Annotated in this window: 18 protein-coding genes; 2 read left to right on the top strand and 16 right to left on the bottom strand. The window is 37.0% G+C overall.

Annotated features, from left to right (window positions below; genetic code table 11):
* Nucleotides 1-13: 13 nt before the first annotated feature.
* The 13 genes from AABL52_RS06675 to AABL52_RS06615 all read right to left on the bottom strand — a co-directional run bounded on the left by AABL52_RS06675 (nucleotide 14) and on the right by AABL52_RS06615 (nucleotide 14,239).
* Nucleotides 14-427: a BrxA/BrxB family bacilliredoxin gene (locus AABL52_RS06675; protein ID WP_001979317.1), complete on the bottom strand. Its 414-nt coding sequence runs from the start codon at nucleotides 425-427 to the stop codon at nucleotides 14-16.
* 143 nt (nucleotides 428-570) lie between these two features.
* Nucleotides 571-978, bottom strand: coding sequence for a YjdF family protein (locus tag AABL52_RS06670; protein WP_002073035.1), 408 nt, complete (start codon nucleotides 976-978; stop codon nucleotides 571-573).
* A gap of 122 nt (nucleotides 979-1,100) precedes the next feature.
* The gene (locus tag AABL52_RS06665; protein ID WP_097843917.1) at nucleotides 1,101-1,565 is read right to left on the bottom strand and encodes an NUDIX hydrolase; all 465 of its coding nucleotides are present in this window, start codon (nucleotides 1,563-1,565) and stop codon (nucleotides 1,101-1,103) included.
* Between the two features lie 69 nt (nucleotides 1,566-1,634).
* A complete protein-coding gene (locus AABL52_RS06660) occupies nucleotides 1,635-2,339 on the bottom strand; it encodes a DUF421 domain-containing protein (protein WP_000550958.1) in 705 nt (234 codons plus the stop codon).
* Nucleotides 2,340-2,445: 106 nt separating this feature from the next.
* Nucleotides 2,446-3,624, bottom strand: a complete 1,179-nt coding sequence (locus AABL52_RS06655; protein ID WP_341519076.1) for an FtsW/RodA/SpoVE family cell cycle protein — start codon at nucleotides 3,622-3,624, stop codon at nucleotides 2,446-2,448.
* A 340-nt stretch (nucleotides 3,625-3,964) separates the two neighbouring features.
* Nucleotides 3,965-5,278: a dihydrolipoamide acetyltransferase family protein gene (locus AABL52_RS06650; protein ID WP_000257659.1), complete on the bottom strand. Its 1,314-nt coding sequence runs from the start codon at nucleotides 5,276-5,278 to the stop codon at nucleotides 3,965-3,967.
* Between the two features lie 15 nt (nucleotides 5,279-5,293).
* Nucleotides 5,294-6,277, bottom strand: coding sequence for a 3-methyl-2-oxobutanoate dehydrogenase subunit beta (gene bfmBAB / locus AABL52_RS06645; RefSeq protein ID WP_016086356.1), 984 nt, complete (start codon nucleotides 6,275-6,277; stop codon nucleotides 5,294-5,296).
* Nucleotides 6,278-6,290: 13 nt separating this feature from the next.
* Nucleotides 6,291-7,292 carry a 3-methyl-2-oxobutanoate dehydrogenase subunit alpha gene (gene bfmBAA, locus AABL52_RS06640; RefSeq protein ID WP_327799428.1) on the bottom strand — a complete coding sequence of 334 codons (1,002 nt, stop codon included), beginning with the start codon at nucleotides 7,290-7,292 and terminating at the stop codon, nucleotides 6,291-6,293.
* Between the two features lie 27 nt (nucleotides 7,293-7,319).
* Nucleotides 7,320-8,741, bottom strand: coding sequence for a dihydrolipoyl dehydrogenase (gene lpdA / locus AABL52_RS06635; RefSeq protein ID WP_000090438.1), 1,422 nt, complete (start codon nucleotides 8,739-8,741; stop codon nucleotides 7,320-7,322).
* A gap of 4 nt (nucleotides 8,742-8,745) precedes the next feature.
* Nucleotides 8,746-9,849 (bottom strand): butyrate kinase, encoded by a 1,104-nt coding sequence (gene buk / locus AABL52_RS06630; protein WP_000115778.1) that lies wholly within the window; start codon nucleotides 9,847-9,849, stop codon nucleotides 8,746-8,748.
* 87 nt (nucleotides 9,850-9,936) lie between these two features.
* Nucleotides 9,937-11,037, bottom strand: a complete 1,101-nt coding sequence (locus AABL52_RS06625; RefSeq protein ID WP_341519075.1) for a leucine dehydrogenase — start codon at nucleotides 11,035-11,037, stop codon at nucleotides 9,937-9,939.
* A 34-nt stretch (nucleotides 11,038-11,071) separates the two neighbouring features.
* Complete coding sequence (yqiS, locus tag AABL52_RS06620; RefSeq protein WP_000763069.1) at nucleotides 11,072-11,971, bottom strand: phosphate butyryltransferase; 900 nt, start codon at nucleotides 11,969-11,971, stop codon at nucleotides 11,072-11,074.
* A 195-nt stretch (nucleotides 11,972-12,166) separates the two neighbouring features.
* Nucleotides 12,167-14,239 (bottom strand): sigma-54-dependent Fis family transcriptional regulator, encoded by a 2,073-nt coding sequence (locus tag AABL52_RS06615; RefSeq protein WP_341519074.1) that lies wholly within the window; start codon nucleotides 14,237-14,239, stop codon nucleotides 12,167-12,169.
* Nucleotides 14,240-14,375: 136 nt separating this feature from the next.
* Here AABL52_RS06615 and AABL52_RS06610 point away from each other — a divergent pair, with 136 nt between their 5' ends.
* Nucleotides 14,376-14,609 (top strand): DUF2627 domain-containing protein, encoded by a 234-nt coding sequence (locus AABL52_RS06610; protein ID WP_001190187.1) that lies wholly within the window; start codon nucleotides 14,376-14,378, stop codon nucleotides 14,607-14,609.
* Nucleotides 14,610-14,656: 47 nt separating this feature from the next.
* Here AABL52_RS06610 and AABL52_RS06605 read toward each other — a convergent pair whose 3' ends face one another.
* Nucleotides 14,657-15,385, bottom strand: a complete 729-nt coding sequence (locus AABL52_RS06605; protein WP_000172592.1) for a glycerophosphodiester phosphodiesterase — start codon at nucleotides 15,383-15,385, stop codon at nucleotides 14,657-14,659.
* A 50-nt stretch (nucleotides 15,386-15,435) separates the two neighbouring features.
* On the opposite strand from AABL52_RS06605, the gene AABL52_RS06600 reads away from it, so the two are divergent.
* The gene (locus AABL52_RS06600) at nucleotides 15,436-15,582 is read left to right on the top strand and encodes a YycC family protein (RefSeq protein WP_120450858.1); all 147 of its coding nucleotides are present in this window, start codon (nucleotides 15,436-15,438) and stop codon (nucleotides 15,580-15,582) included.
* Between the two features lie 186 nt (nucleotides 15,583-15,768).
* Here AABL52_RS06600 and AABL52_RS06595 read toward each other — a convergent pair whose 3' ends face one another.
* Both AABL52_RS06595 and spo0A read right to left on the bottom strand, forming a co-directional pair.
* On the bottom strand, nucleotides 15,769-17,295 hold the full coding sequence (locus tag AABL52_RS06595) for a glycosyltransferase family 39 protein (RefSeq protein ID WP_097843921.1): 1,527 nt from the start codon (nucleotides 17,293-17,295) through the stop codon (nucleotides 15,769-15,771).
* 292 nt (nucleotides 17,296-17,587) lie between these two features.
* On the bottom strand, nucleotides 17,588-18,382 hold the full coding sequence (gene spo0A / locus AABL52_RS06590; protein ID WP_141524208.1) for a sporulation transcription factor Spo0A: 795 nt from the start codon (nucleotides 18,380-18,382) through the stop codon (nucleotides 17,588-17,590).
* Between the last annotated feature and the right edge of the window lie 142 nt (nucleotides 18,383-18,524).

Here is an 18,524-nt window from a genome sequence, read left to right as displayed (position 1 = left end):
TTTTCACTTATATTTATAGTTCTTCACAATTCTCTTCGAAATAAGATTGTAGTTTTGCAATAACTTGCATTGGTTCATGACCTTCAATTTCATGACGTTCTACCATCGTTACAATTTTTCCATCTTTTAATAAAGCGAATGATGGAGAAGAAGGTGGATACCCTTCGAAATATTCACGAGCTCTTGCTGTTGCTTCCTTATCTTGACCTGCAAACACCGTTACAAGATGGTTAGGACGTTTATCATAATGTACGGAATGCGCAGCAGCAGGACGAGCAATACCACCTGCACAACCACATACAGAGTTTACCATTACAAGTGTTGTTCCATTTCTTTTAAACGCTTCTTCTACTGCTTCCGGCGTCGTCAATTCTGTATATCCAGCAGAGACAATCTCTTCACGTGCTTGGCGGACAACATCATTCATAAAAAAGTTAAAATTAATCAATCTTTTCCCTCCTCTAAAACTACCTATTTGTATCTTACCAGTTAATGTTTATGAAATACAAGTAAGTTTACTTGTATTTGGGTATAGAAAAGGTGTTAGAGCTCTTGCTCTAACACCTTTTCTTAATGGCCACGATGCTTTTGCTTTGCTTTTTGTACTTTAATTAAACGTCTTCTTTGTTTTTCAGCTTCTCGCTTCTCTTTAGACTGCACTTTCTTTTCTTGTTTATGCAGTTCATAAGATAAGCTAATTGCCTCTTGCGCCTTAGTAAAACGTTTTACATTTACTTCTTTTGCCGCTTGTCGTATGATACGTTTTATATTTTTTGGACGCTGTTTTTCTTTCACTTCCACACCGCATTTTGCAACGTGCTGGAAATATGCTAACATTGGACCATTCACAAATATAAGTACTTCTTCATCTGAAGGTTCCATTCCAAAAATATACCGCGCTCCATACAATTTCCCTGTTTCTTTATGCGTAATAATTCCTACGAAAAATTGACCATCGTGATATACTGTCAAATCCATTGACAGCCCCTCCTTAAAAAAAATTAGAAATACTGGACATCCCGGAGGGGAAGGTTACTGACATGTAATCATGTGTCTGGACTACCGACCAGAACTGTGTTTTTGTATTTCTTTCACTATTATTATATCCCTTTTTCCATAATCTTCATATATTCAGCAATCATTTTTTTATGCGATCCTACAATATAATCAGGTAGCTCTGTTAGTGGGAAGAATGTAAGCTGAACCGCTTCTTCTTTATTCATAACAAACTCCCCTTCGTATTCCTCGGTATAATAGGCTGTCGTTACGGATTGAAATTCATCACCATTTGCTAATTTTGTAAAATAGTTCGCTCCAGAAAATACATTAATTAATCGCAGGTTCTTCACTTCTATTCCTGTCTCTTCATATACTTCACGGCAAGCTGTTTCTTCTGGGGATTCGCCAAGCTCCATTAGCCCGCCAGGCAATCCCCATTTTCCGTAAGGCTCTGTTCTTTGCTGTAATAATACATATCCATGTTCATTTATAACAAGTACAACAGCACCAACTAAAATTAAAGGGCGATGACCAACTACTTTTCGTAACTCCTCTACATATCCCATCGTATCCCTCCTTTTTCGTTGTCCACACTATTGTATCATATGTATGAAACGACAAAATGCGTATATTTTTCATTTTTTTAACAAAATATTTATTTTATGAGCTTCATCTACTGTAGCTAACATAATAGATTCGACTTCTGCACTCTTCTCTAGAAATTCTCTCGCCCACGCTTCTGTTTTTCCTACTAAAGCAAGAACATCTTTCTGAATGCTCCCATCCTTTACTAATACAAAAGAAACTGGAGATTTTTTCCCCGCCACTTTCAGATCAATCCGCGAAACTGCTTCATATTCTGGATATTGAAATATAGAAACCACACCATTCGCTTCCCATAATGCTAATTTAATCGTTTGAATATCGCTCACATTTCGCATACGAAGTTCTGAAAATAAATATTCCACCGTAATTCTCGCTTTTTTCAAATTACTAAAATCAATGGAACCATTGTGTATAAGAATAATAGGTGCTGGCTCTAAAAAGCGTCTCCATCTATCCCATTTCAACATTAAGACTGAGCTTATAATGTGAAGTACAACGAGTATGAACGTTGTAATCATCGAACCGAGTAATCCCACTTTTTCATCAGATAATGCGTTAGAAATATTCCCACCAAGCAATAACACTAATACAACATCTAAGAAACGAAGTTGTGCGATGGACCTTTGCCCCATCGCTTTCGCAACTAATATTAAAAATATGTATGCTATAATAGCCCGAATAACCCACTCACTATTAGAAAGATGCCGTGCTCCTTCAAAAATATGCATATGCATCACTTTGCACTCCTTACCCGTCTCAAACTGCTATTCTGTTTTAGTTTGCAACGTTTAAGAGCATATATGTAAAAAAGCTGGTTCGCATTTACACGAACCAGCTTTTTTACTTAACAGAAAACATATACTTTTTATACGTTTTCCGTACCGATAATATGAGACCCATCATAATCATATTCGAGAACAAGGAACTTCCCCCATATGATAAGAAAGGTAATGCAATCCCTTTTACAGGCATTAATCCAACGATCATACCGATGTTTTGGAATATTTGAACCGTTAATATCCCAATTGATCCAGCACATAATAATGTACCGAATAAATTATCAGCAGAATAGCCAATAATAATTGTTCTATATAGTAGTAATAGGAACAAAAATACAACTAACGCTGCTACGATAAATCCACCTTCTTCGGCAATTGTAGCAAAAATAAAGTCAGTATGCTTCTCAGGGATATAGACGTTCCCTTCACCAAAGCCTTTCCCTTCCATACCACCACTACCTACAGCTAAAATCGATTGCTGCGTTTGATAACCTTGATCTGCATTTTCAAATGGATTTAACCAACCTACAATACGTGATTGTTGGTGAGGTTTTAGTAACGTAACTAACTTATTAAAGAAGAAATCCTCATACCTTACGTAAATAAATATTAACGTAGATAATACGGTCACCGGAATAACTGTACATAACGCTATCAATTTCTTCTGAATACCTGACATAAATAAAATACATGCAATTGCAGCAGCATATAAGAACACCATCCCTGTATCCGGTTGGCTATATACAACAGCCATAGGCGGGAGGGATACTAGCATAATTTTACCTACTAATTGTAAATCTGTTTGGAATGTCCTTGCCATATACTGTGCATTATGCTTCACCGCTATACTTGCTACTACGAGAAGCAATGAAATTTTGAAAAACTCAGATGGTTGAATTTGTCCAACTAACGGAAACACAAACCATCTTTTTGCGCCTAATTTTTCAGGTGTAAAAGTGGAAACTGGTAGTATTTTCAAAAGAATAAGTGAACCAAATCCAACGATATAAAGTGGCCAAGACAATTTTTGTAATTGATCTAAGTCGATGCTTGCAACAAGCAGTAACAATACAACTCCAATTATGTAGTTCAAACCCTGTTTCATCGCAAAGTTTGCCTCTCCATATTGGCCAGTTTGCTGACTGCTATATATAGCAGCTATACTCGTAACACATAATGCAAACAAAATTAATATTAATTTTACATCTAAACTTTTTAGAAACTCGGTACTTCTTTTCATGACATCCTCCTGAAACATTGTTACAGCAAAATAAAAAACCAGGAGTCAACATTCTTCATGTTTTGACGACTGATTACACATTATCTATAAAACACTTATATAGAATAACTCTCTTTTTCATACAATACAATATATTATACTACAGTTTCGTCAGTAAGATTTGCCAAAAAAAATTATTCTTTTCTTATTTTATATCTATATACCATATATCAGCAATGTATTTTCGTAAATTTCTAATACATACTCGTTCATTGTAAGATTGCTGGGAAAAGTGATGTACATATGTAGGATGCAAATGAAGAAATAAGATAATAAAAAGCTCGCATAAGCGAGCTTTTTATTAATATACAGATGTATTATTTTCTGACGTATTTTCTAGAATTTCTTTTACACGTCCTAAGAACTTACCACAAATTAGACCATCTAGTACACGGTGATCAAGTGATAAACATAAGTTAACCATGTCGCGAGCACCGAACATACCGTTATCCATAATTACTGGGCGTTTTACAATTGATTCAACTTGTAAAATAGCCGCTTGTGGGTAATTAATAATACCCATAGATTGAACAGAACCGAATGATCCTGTGTTATTAATTGTAAATGTTCCACCTTGCATTTCGTCCGCTTTTAACGATTTCGTACGTACTTTTCCTGCAAGCTCTGTAATTTCACGAGCGATACCTTTAATCGTCTTCTCGTCCGCGTGTTTAATTACTGGTACAAATAGTTCATCCTCTGTTGCAACAGCGATAGAAAGGTTAATATCTTTCTTCTGAACAATCTTATCGCCAGCCCACATTGAATTGATTTGAGGATACTCTTTTAACGCTTGTGCTACTGCTTTTACGAAGAAAGCAAAGAACGTTAGGTTAAAGCCTTCGCGTTTTTTGAAATCACCTTTAATTGAATTACGGTATGACACAAGGTTTGTCACATCTACTTCAATCATCATCCAAGCGTGTGGCGCTTCGTGTTTACTACGTAACATGTTCGCTGCAATTGCTTTACGCACACCTGTTACTGGAATTTCGATATCGCCAGGCATTGTTGGTACAGAAACTGGTTTTGCAGCTTCTACTTTTTGTGCTACTGGAGCTGCTTTTGGTGCTTCTGGACGAGCTTCTACTACTGCTACCGCTTCCTCTTTCTTCACACCTGCTTGCGGAATATTTCCAGATTCCACTAGCTTTAAAATATCTTTACGAGTGATACGGCCATTTGCTCCCGTACCTTCTACTTGATCTAAATCAACGTTATGCTCACCCGCAAGTTTTAAAACAGCTGGTGAAAAACGTGGTTTTCCATCAGTTGGTTGTTTTGCTTTCGGTGCTTTTTCAGGCGTAGCTACTTCTGCCTTTGGTTCTTCTTTTGTTTTTTCCTCAACAGCTGTCGCTGCCACTTCATCTGCGCCTTCTACTTGAATAACACAAACTACTTCACCTACAGCTAACGTATCACCTTCACCAGCGATTAATTCTTTCACAATACCAGTGAAAGATGATGGTACTTCAGCATTTACTTTATCAGTCATTACTTCTGCAAGCGGATCATACTTATTTACGTGATCGCCAACATTAACGAGCCATTTACTAATTGTACCCTCTGTAACGCTCTCCCCGAGCTGAGGCATTGTAATATTTTCTACAGCCATGTATAGTCCCCCCGATTAAAATTCCGCAAGTTCACGCATTGCTTTTTCAACTTTATCTGGATTTACCATAAAGAATTTTTCCATTGTTGGTGCATATGGCATTGCTGGAACGTCTGGACCTGCAAGACGTGCGATTGGCGCATCTAAATCAAACAGACAATTTTCAGCAATAATTGCTGCCACTTCACTCATAATACTTCCTTCTTTATTGTCTTCTGTTACAAGAAGAACTTTACCTGTTTTAGAAGCTGCTTCAATGATTGCTTCTTTATCTAATGGATATACAGTACGTAAATCAAGAACGTGTGCAGAGATGCCATCTTGCGCTAATTTTTCAGCTGCTTGAAGTGCAAAGTGAACACATAATCCGTACGTGATAACAGTAATATCATCACCTTCACGTTTTACATCTGCTTTTCCAATTGGTAATACATAATCATCTTCTGGCACTTCACCTTTGATTAAGCGATATGCACGTTTATGTTCAAAGAATAATACTGGATCTTCATCACGAATTGCTGCTTTTAATAAGCCTTTTGCATCATATGGTGTAGAAGGGATAACAATTTTTAAACCTGGTTGGTTTGCAAACATCGCTTCTACAGATTGTGAATGATACAATGCACCGTGAACACCTCCGCCAAATGGCGCACGAATTGTAACTGGACAAGTCCAATCGTTATTAGAACGATAACGAATTTTTGCTGCCTCAGAAACAATTTGGTTTACTGCTGGCATGATGAAATCAGCAAACTGCATTTCAGCGATTGGACGCATACCATACATTGCCGCACCAATTGCTACCCCAGCAATTGCAGATTCTGCAAGCGGTGCATCCAGTGCACGATCTTCACCAAATTGATCATACAAACCGTGTGTCGCTTTAAATACGCCACCTTTTTTACCAACATCTTCACCTAAAACGAATACTTTCTCATCGCGTTCCATTTCTTCGCGCATTGCTAATGTAATAGCATCAATATAAGACATTACAGCCATGAAACGTTCCCCCCTATTCTGCGTATACGTGCTTCAATGCATCTTCAGGTGCTGCATACGGAGCATTTTCTGCATATTCTGTTGCTTCATTTACGATATGCATAATTTCGTCTAACATTTGTTTTTCAGATTCCTCAGTTAACACACCAGCTTCTTTTAAATAAGCAGCAAATGTTATAATTGAATCTTTTTTCTTTGCTTCTTCTACTTCTTCTTTATCACGATAAACACGATCATCGTCGTCACTAGAATGTGCTGTTAAACGATATGATACTGTTTCAATTAAAGTTGGGCCTTCACCACAACGGCCGCGGTCTGCAGCTTCTTTTACAGCTTTATATACTGCAAGTGGATCATTTCCGTCTATTGTATATCCAGGCATACCATAACCAATTGCACGATCTGATACATTTTTACATGCTAATTGTTTTTCAACTGGAATAGAGATTGCGTATTTGTTATTTTCACACATGAAAATAACAGGTAACTTGTGTACGCCAGCAAAGTTTGCACCCTCATGGAAATCACCTTGGTTAGAAGAACCTTCTCCAAATGTAACAAACGTTACTAAATCTTTCTTTTCCATTTTTCCAGCTAATGCAATACCAACTGCATGTGGTACTTGCGTTGTTACTGGAGATGATCCTGTCACAATACGATTTTTCTTTTGACCGAAGTGACCAGGCATTTGACGACCACCAGAGTTTGGATCTCCAGCTTTCGCGAAAGCAGACAACATAAGCTCTTTAGCTGTCATACCAAACGCTAGTACAACACCCATATCACGGTAGTATGGTAATGCATAATCTTTCTCTCTATCAAGAGCGAATGCTGCTCCAACTTGTGCCGCCTCTTGTCCTTGACAAGAAATTACGAATGGGATTTTACCAGCGCGGTTTAATAACCACATACGTTCGTCGATTTTACGTGCAAGTAACATCGTACGGAACATTTCTAATACTTGCTCATCACTTAAGCCAAGCTCTTCATGGCGCTTTTCTTTTACTTCTGCCATTTTTCATAACCTCCTAAATCCACATTTTTATGCGTGTAACGCTTTTCCATCTACAGCTAATGCTGCTTCACCAATCGCCTCAGATAATGATGGATGCGGATGAATTGTATGTGCTACTTCCCAAGGTGTTGCATCAAGTACTCTTGCAAGACCCGCTTCAGAAATCATATCTGTTACATGCGGTCCAATCATATGAACACCAAGAATGTCATTTGTTTCTTCATCAACTACAAGTTTTACAAAGCCATCAGATTCGCCATATACAAGTGCTTTTCCGATTGCACGGAATGAGAATTTACCTACCTTTAACTTATAGCCTTTTTCTTTCGCTTCTTGTTCTGTTAAACCGACAGAAGCAACTTCTGGACTGCTATATACGCATTTTGATACCATAGAATAATCAATTGGTGTAACTTCTTTACCAGCAATATGTTCTACTGCAACAATTCCTTCATGAGAAGCAACGTGAGCAAGCTGTAAGCCACCGATTACATCACCGATTGCGTAAATATGCGATTCTTTCGTTTGATAAAACTCATTTGTTTGAATGTATCCTTTTTCCACAACGATATCCGTATTCTCTAAACCAATATTTTGCGTATTAGCTTGTCTTCCTACAGATACAAGCATTTTTTCTGCTTTAAATTCTTTATTCTCACCGTTATGTTCAGCTTGAATTGTTACTCCATTATCTTTTACCAATGTTTCTGGTAATACTTTTGCACCAGTTACCACTTTAATACCTTTTTTCTTGAATAGACGTTGCATTTCTTTTGAAACGTCTTGATCTTCTAGTGGTAGTATCGTTTTCGCATACTCTAATACTGTAACTTCTACACCGAAGTCAGCAAGCATAGATGCCCACTCAATACCGATTACACCGCCACCAACGATAATAATCGAGCTAGGAAGCGTTTCCATTTTTAGGGCATGATCAGAAGACATTACGTACTCTCCGTCTAATTCTAAACCTGGTAATGAATTCGGACGAGAACCTGTTGCAACAAGTACATTTTTTGGAATTAACATTTCATTCTCTTCTCCACTTGCAAGTTCAACTGAAATTGTCCCTGGCATCGGAGAGAAAATAGATGGGCCAAGAATACGGCCAATACCTTCAAACACATCAATTTTACCTTGTTTCATTAAGTGTTGAACGCCTTTATGAAGTTGCGTTACAATCTTCTCTTTACGCTCTTGCACTTTCGCAAAGTTTAGTTCTACATTACTTGCAATAACCCCGAACTCTTCGCTTTTTTTAGCAGTTGCGTATACTTCCGCACTACGTAAAAGAGCTTTACTAGGAATACATCCTTTGTGCAAACAAGTACCACCAAGATTTTCTTTTTCAACAAGTGCAGTTTTTAAACCTAGTTGTGATGCACGAATAGCAGCAACATATCCACCAGTACCGCCGCCAACGATGACTAAATCATATTCTCTTGCCATTATCTCAACCCCTAGCTACTGTTTGTTTTTCTCTTACAACATACTCTTTCGCCGCTTCTTCTTCACGTAATACACGAAGTGCTCCTTCTGCTAACGCTTCTAACTCATCTTCCCCTGGATGTACGATAACATCTGCAATCCAGTCCACTCGTTCTTTTATTTCATCAACAAGAATTTTACTGTACGCAAGTCCACCAGTTAATACGATTGCATCGATTTTCCCGTGAAGCACAGCACTAGCTCCGCCAATTTCTTTTGCAACTTGATATGCCATTGCTTTATAAATAAGAGTTGCTTCAGGATCACCTTTTTCAACCATTTGCTCTACTTTAATTGCATCATTTGTACCGATTAGACTTACAAGTCCACCTTGTCCGACAAGCTGTTTCACCATTTCGTCTCGGTAATACTCACCAGAGAAACACATTTCAACTAGCTGTCCTACTGGTACTGTACCAGCACGCTCTGGGCTAAATGGTCCCTCTCCGTTTAAGCCATTATTTACATCGATAACTTTTCCTTTTTTATGAGCACCAACTGTAATACCGCCGCCCATATGTGTAACTAATAAATTTAAATCCTCGTATTTGTGGTTTAATTGGTCAGCTACTTTACGAGCAACTGCTTTTTGATTTAATGCATGGAAGATACTTTTGCGTTCCATGCCAGCAATACCGCTTATACGAGCAATCGGCTCCATTTCATCTACAACGACAGGATCCACAATGAATGCAGGAATATTTAATCCCGAAGCAATTTCATAAGCTAAAATGCCTCCGAGATTTGAAGCGTGATGACCACTAAACCCATTTTTCAAATCTTCTAACATTGCATCGTTTACTGTATACGTACCGCCTTCGATTGGACGAAGTAATCCACCACGCCCACAAACAGCGTTTAATTTTGAAATGTTAATACCATGAGAATGTAGAACTTCTAAAATCGTTTCTTTACGAAACTCATATTGGTCGATAATTCGCTTATATTTTCCAATCTGTTCTACGTCATGACGAATCGTTTCTTCTAGAACAGGTCTTTCATTATCAAAAACACCAATTTTTGTGGATGTACTACCTGGGTTAATAACAAGAATTCGATTTACAGACAATGTTGCTACCTCCACTAATAAATTTAAAAGGAAGTGGAAACCTCATAAGAGGTAACCACACCTTTTGTAAAAGTTATATATGAATGATTAGCGACGGCTAATAATATCGTGACCGTTGCGTAAGTATGTGCTACGAGAGTTTTTCAAGCTTGCAATGCGCTCTTCAGCTAGACGATCTGCTGCTACATAAGTTGCTATGCCATCGCGTTTTGAGATTTCGATTACTTTTGCAATTGTGTCATAGATAGACTCAACACGTTTTAGTGCACGTTCTCTATTGTATCCATATAATTCGTCTGCTACGTTAATTACGCCACCTGCATTAATAACATAGTCTGGTGCGTATACAATACCCATTTCATGAATCATGTCGCCGTGACGATCTTCTTTTAATTGGTTATTTGCAGAACCTGCGATTACTTTTGCTTTAAGTTGTGGAATAGTTTCGTCATTAACTGTTGCGCCTAATGCACATGGTGCGTAAATATCACATTTAACACCGTAAATTTCATTTGGCTCAACTGCTGATGCACCGAATTCTTCTACCGCGCGTTGTACAGCTTCTTTATTAATATCTGTAACGATTAGTTTTGCTCCTTCAGCGTGTAAATGTTTGCATAGGTGATATGCTACGTTACCAACGCCTTGAACAGCAATTACTTTTCCTTCTAAATTATCAGTACCGAAAGCCTCTTTCGCAGCTGCTTTCATACCACGGTAAACACCGTATGCAGTTACTGGAGATGGGTTACCAGAAGAACCGAATGATGGTGAAATACCTGTTACAAAGTCAGTTTCTTCGTGGATAATATCCATATCATCTACTGTTGTACCAACATCTTCAGCTGTAATGTAACGTCCGTTTAGTCCTTGAATGTAACGTCCTAATGCGCGGAACATCGCTTCGCTCTTATCTTTACGTGGATCACCGATAATTACTGTTTTCGCACCACCTAAGTTTAAGCCCGCTGCTGCGTTTTTGTATGTCATCCCTTTTGCAAGACGCAATGCATCTTCAATCGCCGCTTCTTCAGAATCATATGTCCACATTCTTGTTCCACCAAGAGCTGGTCCAAGTGTTGTATCATGAATTGCAATAATTGCTTTTAAACCAGATTCTTTATCTTGACAAAATACTACTTGCTCATAATCATATTTTTCTAAGTATTCGAAGATTTCTAATGTCATTGTCGTTTCCCCCTAGTGTTTTACCCTATTTGGTTTATTTTGAAGCAGTCGCAACTGCCAGTGCTAATGAATATACTTTTGTTTCTGCTGAATCAGCACGAGACGTTAAAACAATCGGTGCTTTTGCGCCAGCAATCATAGCTCCTACTTTTGCATCCGCAAAGTATACGAGTGATTTGTATAGCACATTTCCAGCTTCAATCGTTGGGACGAGTAAAATGTCTGCCTTACCTGCTACATCACTTACTATGCCTTTATGTTCTGCTGCAATTTGTGATACTGCATTATCTAAAGCAAGTGGCCCATCAACGACACAATTTTTAATTTGTCCGCGGCGATTCATTTGAGTTAACATCGCTGCATCAATTGTCGCTTGCATCGCAGGATTCACAACCTCTACCGCTGCAATTGGTGCTACCTTTGGCAAATCTATTCCTATTGCCTCGGCAACTTCTACAGTATTCTGTATAATAGCAGCTTTCTGTGTTACATCAGGTGCAATGTTCATCGCTGCATCTGTAACAAAAATTAGACGATCGTAATTTGGAACTTCAAATGCTGCAACGTGTGAAAGTACGCTACCTTTACGAAGTCCCCACTCTTTATTTAATACAGCTTTCAAAATATTTGCTGTTGGGATGTTCCCCTTCATAAGCACATCTGCTTCGCCATTTCTTACAGCTTTAACAGAAAGTTCTGCAGCCTCAGCACTTGATGCTGCTGCAATCACTTCAATATGTTCTGAAGTTTGTAAACCATGTTCTTGTAACATCCCCATTATTTTTTCTTGATTTCCATATAGACGAAATTGAGCTAGCTGTAATGTAATTGCTTTCGCTACAGCTTCAATTACTTCATGATCTTCAGCTACTGCTACAGCCACAGTTTTTTTAGGCTGGCCTGCTGCTTGATCAATTAAGTGTTCTAACTTCATATTTTGTAATCAACCCTTTCCGTCGTCCCTCGTCTTTTTATAAAGCAATTACCGTGCCAACTTTTAAAAGTGGTCTTACCAATAATGAAAACGCATTCAAAATGCAGTAAAATCAATACTTTAGAAAATAACAAAATATTCTGTCTTGTTTTGTCGCATTTTGTATACCATGCAATAAATTGCACGGTACGCAATTTATTGCATGCTATTTTTTGCACACTCATACTTTTCTAGCTTGTAATATAAATTTCGGACCGAAATTCCTAACGCTCTCGCCGTTTGTGTTTTATTTCCACCAAACCTCTCTAAATATTCATGAATGATATTCCCTTCAAACTCTGTCACTAAATGTTCAAGCGGCTTTTCCTCTAAATCGGGTAATAAATGAGTTTGCTTTGACTCCACCTGCTCTTCGTTATGTAATGGCGGTAAATGGTGTACATCAATATAGGTCTCGTTATAATTCATAAAGATAATAGCTCTCCCCAAAATATTTTCAAGCTCCCTCACATTTCCTGGCCATTCATATGATTGTAAATATAAAATAGCTGGATCAGTGAGCCCCTCTATATTTCGGCCATAATCTTGATTAATTTTTTGAATTAATCTTTCTGCGATTGTCGGTATATCCCCTTTACGCTGACGAAGAGATGGAATTTGAATTGGAATTTTATTTAATCGATAATATAAGTCCTCCCTAAACTCTCCCTCTAGAATGGCCTTTTCTAAATTCACATGTGTCGCTGCAATTACTCGAACATTGATAGGAATCGCTTTTGTTCCACCCACTTTTACAATCTCTTTTTCTTGCAACACACGAAGGAGTTTCGCTTGTGTATTTGCAGACAATTCTCCTATCTCATCTAAAAAGATACTACCATTATTCGCCTCCTCAAAGAATCCACGTTTTCCGCCTCTTTTCGCGCCAGAAAATGCACCTTCCTCATAACCGAATAATTCACTTTCTAGCAACGTCTCCGAAATAGCTGCACAGTTTACACGAACGAACTTATTATATTTTCGATTACTTCCATTATGGATGGCATGTGCAAACAATTCTTTACCTGTCCCTGACTCTCCGCGTAGTAATACTGTCGCTGGTGTATTCGCCCCAAGTTTTGCCTGCTCAATAGCCGCCGTTGTTTCATCAGAATTTCCGACAATGTCATCAAATGAATATTTCGCTTCTAACGTTCGAATAATCTGCCTTGCCCTATTCAATTCATTTGTTAACTTTTGAATTTCTGATACGTCACGAATTACACCAACGCTCCCTTTCAATATCCCATCCACAATGACTGGTGCTACGTTTACAATTACATCTCGCTTTTTTTGCCCAATCTTCATATGTATCCCTCGTACCGCCCTACGCGTTCGAAGTACTTTCATATGCATACTTTCACCTTCTACAATATCAGTGGTAGCTGGCTTTCCAATAATGTCCTCTTCTGTTAAACCTGTTAATTTCGTATATGCAGGGTTAATTACTAAGCCTCTTCCTTTTTCATCCACGACTGAAATTGCTTCTTCAGATGAGTTAATAATTGCCTCGAGTAACGTTTGAATCTCTTTTAAATCTGTAACTTCTTCCGCAAGATCTACAACTTCTGTTATATCTTTAAAAATCGCAAATGCCCCTTGTACCTCTCCTCCCTCTTTTAATATTGGAATACGGGTTGTAATAATTTTCTTTTCATTCTCTAATGTCAGCTCATAATTTACTTCTATTTGTTTCGTACGTATAATACGAAGCAACTTACTAGTCGGAATAACCTCTAAAATATATTTCCCTACCGCATCTTCTTTTTTATATCCAATAATACGCTCTGCACTTTTATTAAATAGGCGAACTTGTCCCTCTCGATCAATCACAATCATACCGTCATGCGTAGAATTTAAAATTAAATCCCCTTGCTGCGTTTGTTCTTCTAACTTTCCAATTAAATCTTCCTTCTCATGTGCTAATCTCGTAACAATTTTCGCAATATCGCCCGGTATAAGGAGCGTATCTTTATGCTTTTTCTTTAATAACTCTTTATGTAGATCATCGTCACCTGTCATATCAAACATTACATCAATGTTCGTAGCAAGAAACTGCGTTACACTCTCTCCAATCGTAACCCCATATTCCGTAGCCATTTGTAATCCTTTCGCTAACGGATTTATATCAATAATCCCTATAATTTGAAATATATTTGAACTTTGTAGCAGATTCAGCAGTGTACTGCCACCTTCACCGGCACCAACAATTAACACTTTTTGTTTCATATATTACACTTCCTCTCGAAGTATCTCTGCAAAATTTTTCACACCCTTATCTTACTCGTTCAGCCCCCTCTTGACAAACCCCCTTTCCATATAACATCATTGAAATAAACAAAATAATCTGAAAAGGAGCGTTTATATGCAGCGTTACCTTGCTCTATTATTAGCACTCATCCCTATTTCATTAGCTGTGTTTGGCATTAAGTTAATGAGAGATACTGTATTTGGGATTCTATTTCCTCCACTCTCTATACTGTGGTTACAATTTTTAATTGGCGCTCTTTGCTTCGCGCTCGGGTTTTATATTTTTGGTGGCTTCGTCTTACACCGAGACCGTAAACGAAATAAAGTACAAGCTCGCTTTAGAAGATAAGAAAGCCCACTATTTATAAATAAAAAATGAGACCGTTACACGCGGTCTCATTTTTTTATTGGCAATAACATTCTTGCCGTTTCAGGGTAATCAGTAATAATTGCCGAAATATTCATATCAAAATATTTTCGCATAAGCGTTTCTTCATTAATTGTATAAGGGCGAACCTCTACACCACTCTCCATCGTTAATTCAGCAACGGCATCTTGCAGATAACGATAATTCGGGTGTACTGCTGTAGCACCCATTTTTTTTGCATACGCCCATGGACTATGCAAACCTTCGCGATATAAAATCGCTGTTTGAATATCAGGAGCCATCATATGACACTTTTTCATACTGTAGTGATTAAATGAAGAAAATATAACACGATCTTCTAGATTACATTTCCGCACAAGCGTTATAACTTCTTCTTCTAAACCTCTGTATGGGATTTTATTATTTTTAAGTTCAATATTAAGTAGCAACTCCGTTTTTTCAATCCATTCTAACACCTCTTCTAAAAGAGGTATTTCACAAAATCCTACTTTATCACTGAATGTGTAGCTCGCATCTAATTTACATAAATCCTCATATACATAATTTCGAACCGCACCTTTTCCATTTGTTGTCCTGTTCACTGTTTCATCATGAATGACGACAACCTTTCCGTCTTTCGTTAATTGAACATCAAGTTCAATTCCATCTGCTCTAAAAGATTCAGCTGCTTCAAATGAAATCATTGTATTTTCTGGGTACGTTCCCGCTGCACCACGATGTGCAAATATAAGAGTCATCCTCACTCCCCCAATCTTATGCTATACTATACGAAAAAGGAGGTACTTCTATGAGACCATTACAAATTTCTCCAGACACTGCAGTCCGCCTATCAAAAGCATTAGGTGTTCCACTCGAACAACTTATGCATATGCCGCAGCACATTTTAATTCAAAAGTTAGTTGAATTAGAAAAACAAAGTAAAGACGAAGAATAATACAGTCCTGTTTTGCAGGGCTTTTTATTATTTTCTATTATATCACGGATGACTTCCCTACTAAAATCCTTTAACGGATATACTATGATTCCATTTAATCTTTTCTTCAAACATTTATAATCAATACATTAAACCCCCTCTTTTAATAAAAGAGGGGGTTCTTACTACTCGTTTCAATTACTCAAATTATGCATTTTTCTTTTCTTTGTTAAAAATCATAAACAATTTATATAATCCTAAAGAAGCTGGAATATTCATAAATGCAAATGCTTCATAAGTATAATGAGGAGCTGTTTCCCATAGTAATAAGAAAGTAAACACCCCTAACGTACTAATCATCGTAATCCGTATAACTTCCGATTCATTTTCATCTTTCTTTTTATAAAGGATAACAGCCGCCAGAACAGCTACATAAACAAATAATTTGATAACATACGAATATACAGTAACGATCTTATAATTCGTTGTACTATAGTTCGATACGTAATTAGTTATCGCGTCGTTCTTCTGCTCAAACCATTCTCCAATACGGTACATGGAGAACTGGCTCGATACCCATTCTCTAGTTATTTTTTCATTTAAATGCCGTACATAGCCCATTACACCAAGTTCATTAAAACGCTGTACTATAACTTTTTTATTATGTTCATCCAAATCCTTTGTATTTTTTATGTTTTCATCATTAATATAATCTGTATCCGCCTGATTCCAAACACCATACGTATCTTTATTCAAACCCATTTGTACCCAATGGGTATATGGAATTTTTTCAATTTCATTATCGGTGCTGAGATTTAACTTTGTCGTTATACCTTTAAAACTTACAATAAGGATTAAACAAAATAAAACACTACTTAATACCTTTACGGAATACTCCTTACGAAACTTAAAAATATTTTCAATTAAAATCGCTAACGCTACCGCCAATGCTGTCGGTCTTATAATATAAGTACCAGCTGCCAAAACTCCTAATAAAATCCATAAAATAATCTTCATTCTTTTTGTTTCCGCTGTTTTCAAACATAAATATGTATACATCGTTGCTGAAATAAAAAATATTACTAATGTATGCGTATAGAAAACTGGCGCCTGCCAATATATAAAAATGTTTAGCACAGATAACACAATCGATATGTGGGCAGCTTTAAAATTTGTAATTTTCTTTACAATCAATACATTTAAAATGATACTACCTGTTATACATACTATTGGTAATATTTTTATTGCTATATCTACACTTCCTACCAATTTAGCAAAATATCCTCCTAATAATACAATATGTGTATTATATGGATAAAATAGAAGCTGTCCCATTTCTAAAAAATGATTATCTCCCTTAAACACAGAGACAATTCCTTCTTTAAGGATGGCATAATCGCCTACAACAGGGTTAAATGCTATGGAAGTAATAATTATTTCCATCGTTAAAATAATTACGATACCTAAAGCAATCATAATATTTGTGTACGTTCTTTTCATTTTATTAATAGCCCATTTATAATACATAAAGAAGAGCGCAAATAAAAGCAACGTTGCCCCTATAACAGCACCGACCTTTTTGGGAGTATACTCCTCAGTCGGATAAGGAAATTCACCACTCATCAAAATTGTTTTCGGGATAAAAAATTTACTTACTATCATTGAAAATATAGATAAAAACACCGTCATAACAATGATTGGGTAAGCTCGATTCACTATTTTTTTAAAAGTCATTCATCCATTCTCCTATATCTCTTAACTTTTCCCAATCAATGATACGTTATAGAGATTATGATGTCAAACTCACGTATTTCCTGTACATATCCTTATGTTCACTGCATTTTTCTACATAAATTTATATATATCCCCTCAAAATCCTTAAATCGAAAGAAATAAAAAGACCAACGAATTCTAAAATTCATTGGTCATTACATAAAAAGTTCATTGGTTTTAAATTTAATATCGAGTATAAATTTAAGGAATGATTAAGCTTTACTAAAACTTAAACCTCTTACTACTTTTACTCTCAGCTAGCCTTATGTTCAAGTCTCAGCTTATCCGCAACCATTGCGATGAACTCGGAATTTGTTGGTTTTGCTTTTGACATGGATACTGTATAACCGAATAAAGACGAAATAGAATCAATATTCCCACGACTCCACGCTACTTCAATTGCGTGACGGATTGCACGCTCGACGCGGCTTGCTGTTGTATTATATTTTTTCGCGATATCTGGATATAATACTTTCGTAATAGATCCCAGTAATTCGATATCATTGTACACCATAGAGATTGCTTCCCTTAAATACATATACCCTTTAATATGAGCAGGTACACCAATTTCATGAATGATACTCGTAATGCTTGCATCTAAGTTTTTCGGCTTCCCATCTATTGTCGTTGCTGAGCGGAAAGATGGAAGTGGACGTTTAATGGTAGCGTTCGCCTTACCGCTCACTTGACGAATATGACTTGTTAAATTCTCCATATCAAATGGTTTTAATATGAAATATGAAGCACCTAAGTCAACTGCTTTTTTCGTCACATCTTCTTGTCCAAATGCTGTCAACATAATTACGCTAGGCTGTCTTAGCCTTTCAATATGTCGCATTTTCTCTAGTACAGCTAAACCATCTAAATGTGGCATAATAATGTCTAAAACAAGTACATCCGGCTGCTTTTCATTTAATAAATTTAAACACTCTTGACCATTATAAGCAGTACCGATTACTTCCATATCATCTTGAGCAGCTACATAACTCTCTAGCATTGATACTAATTCTTTATTATCATCCACAAGACATACTTTAATTTTCTCCACAGCTTTTCCTCCCTTACCGAATCGATTCTCCGACATGTGTATCCTTCTAGGCTACATGAATTGTTCGACAATTGTGTGAAAATTCCCTTTTAAAGTTTGTTACTTTCCGATAAAATCACAAAAAAATATGTTTATCGCTCAT

Origin of the sequence: Bacillus paramobilis (assembly GCF_038096195.1) — a bacterium.
GTDB classification, from domain to species: Bacteria; Bacillota; Bacilli; order Bacillales; family Bacillaceae_G; genus Bacillus_A; species Bacillus_A mobilis.
Note: the sequence above shows the minus strand (reverse complement) of the source record. Positions and strands in the feature narration are given on the sequence as shown.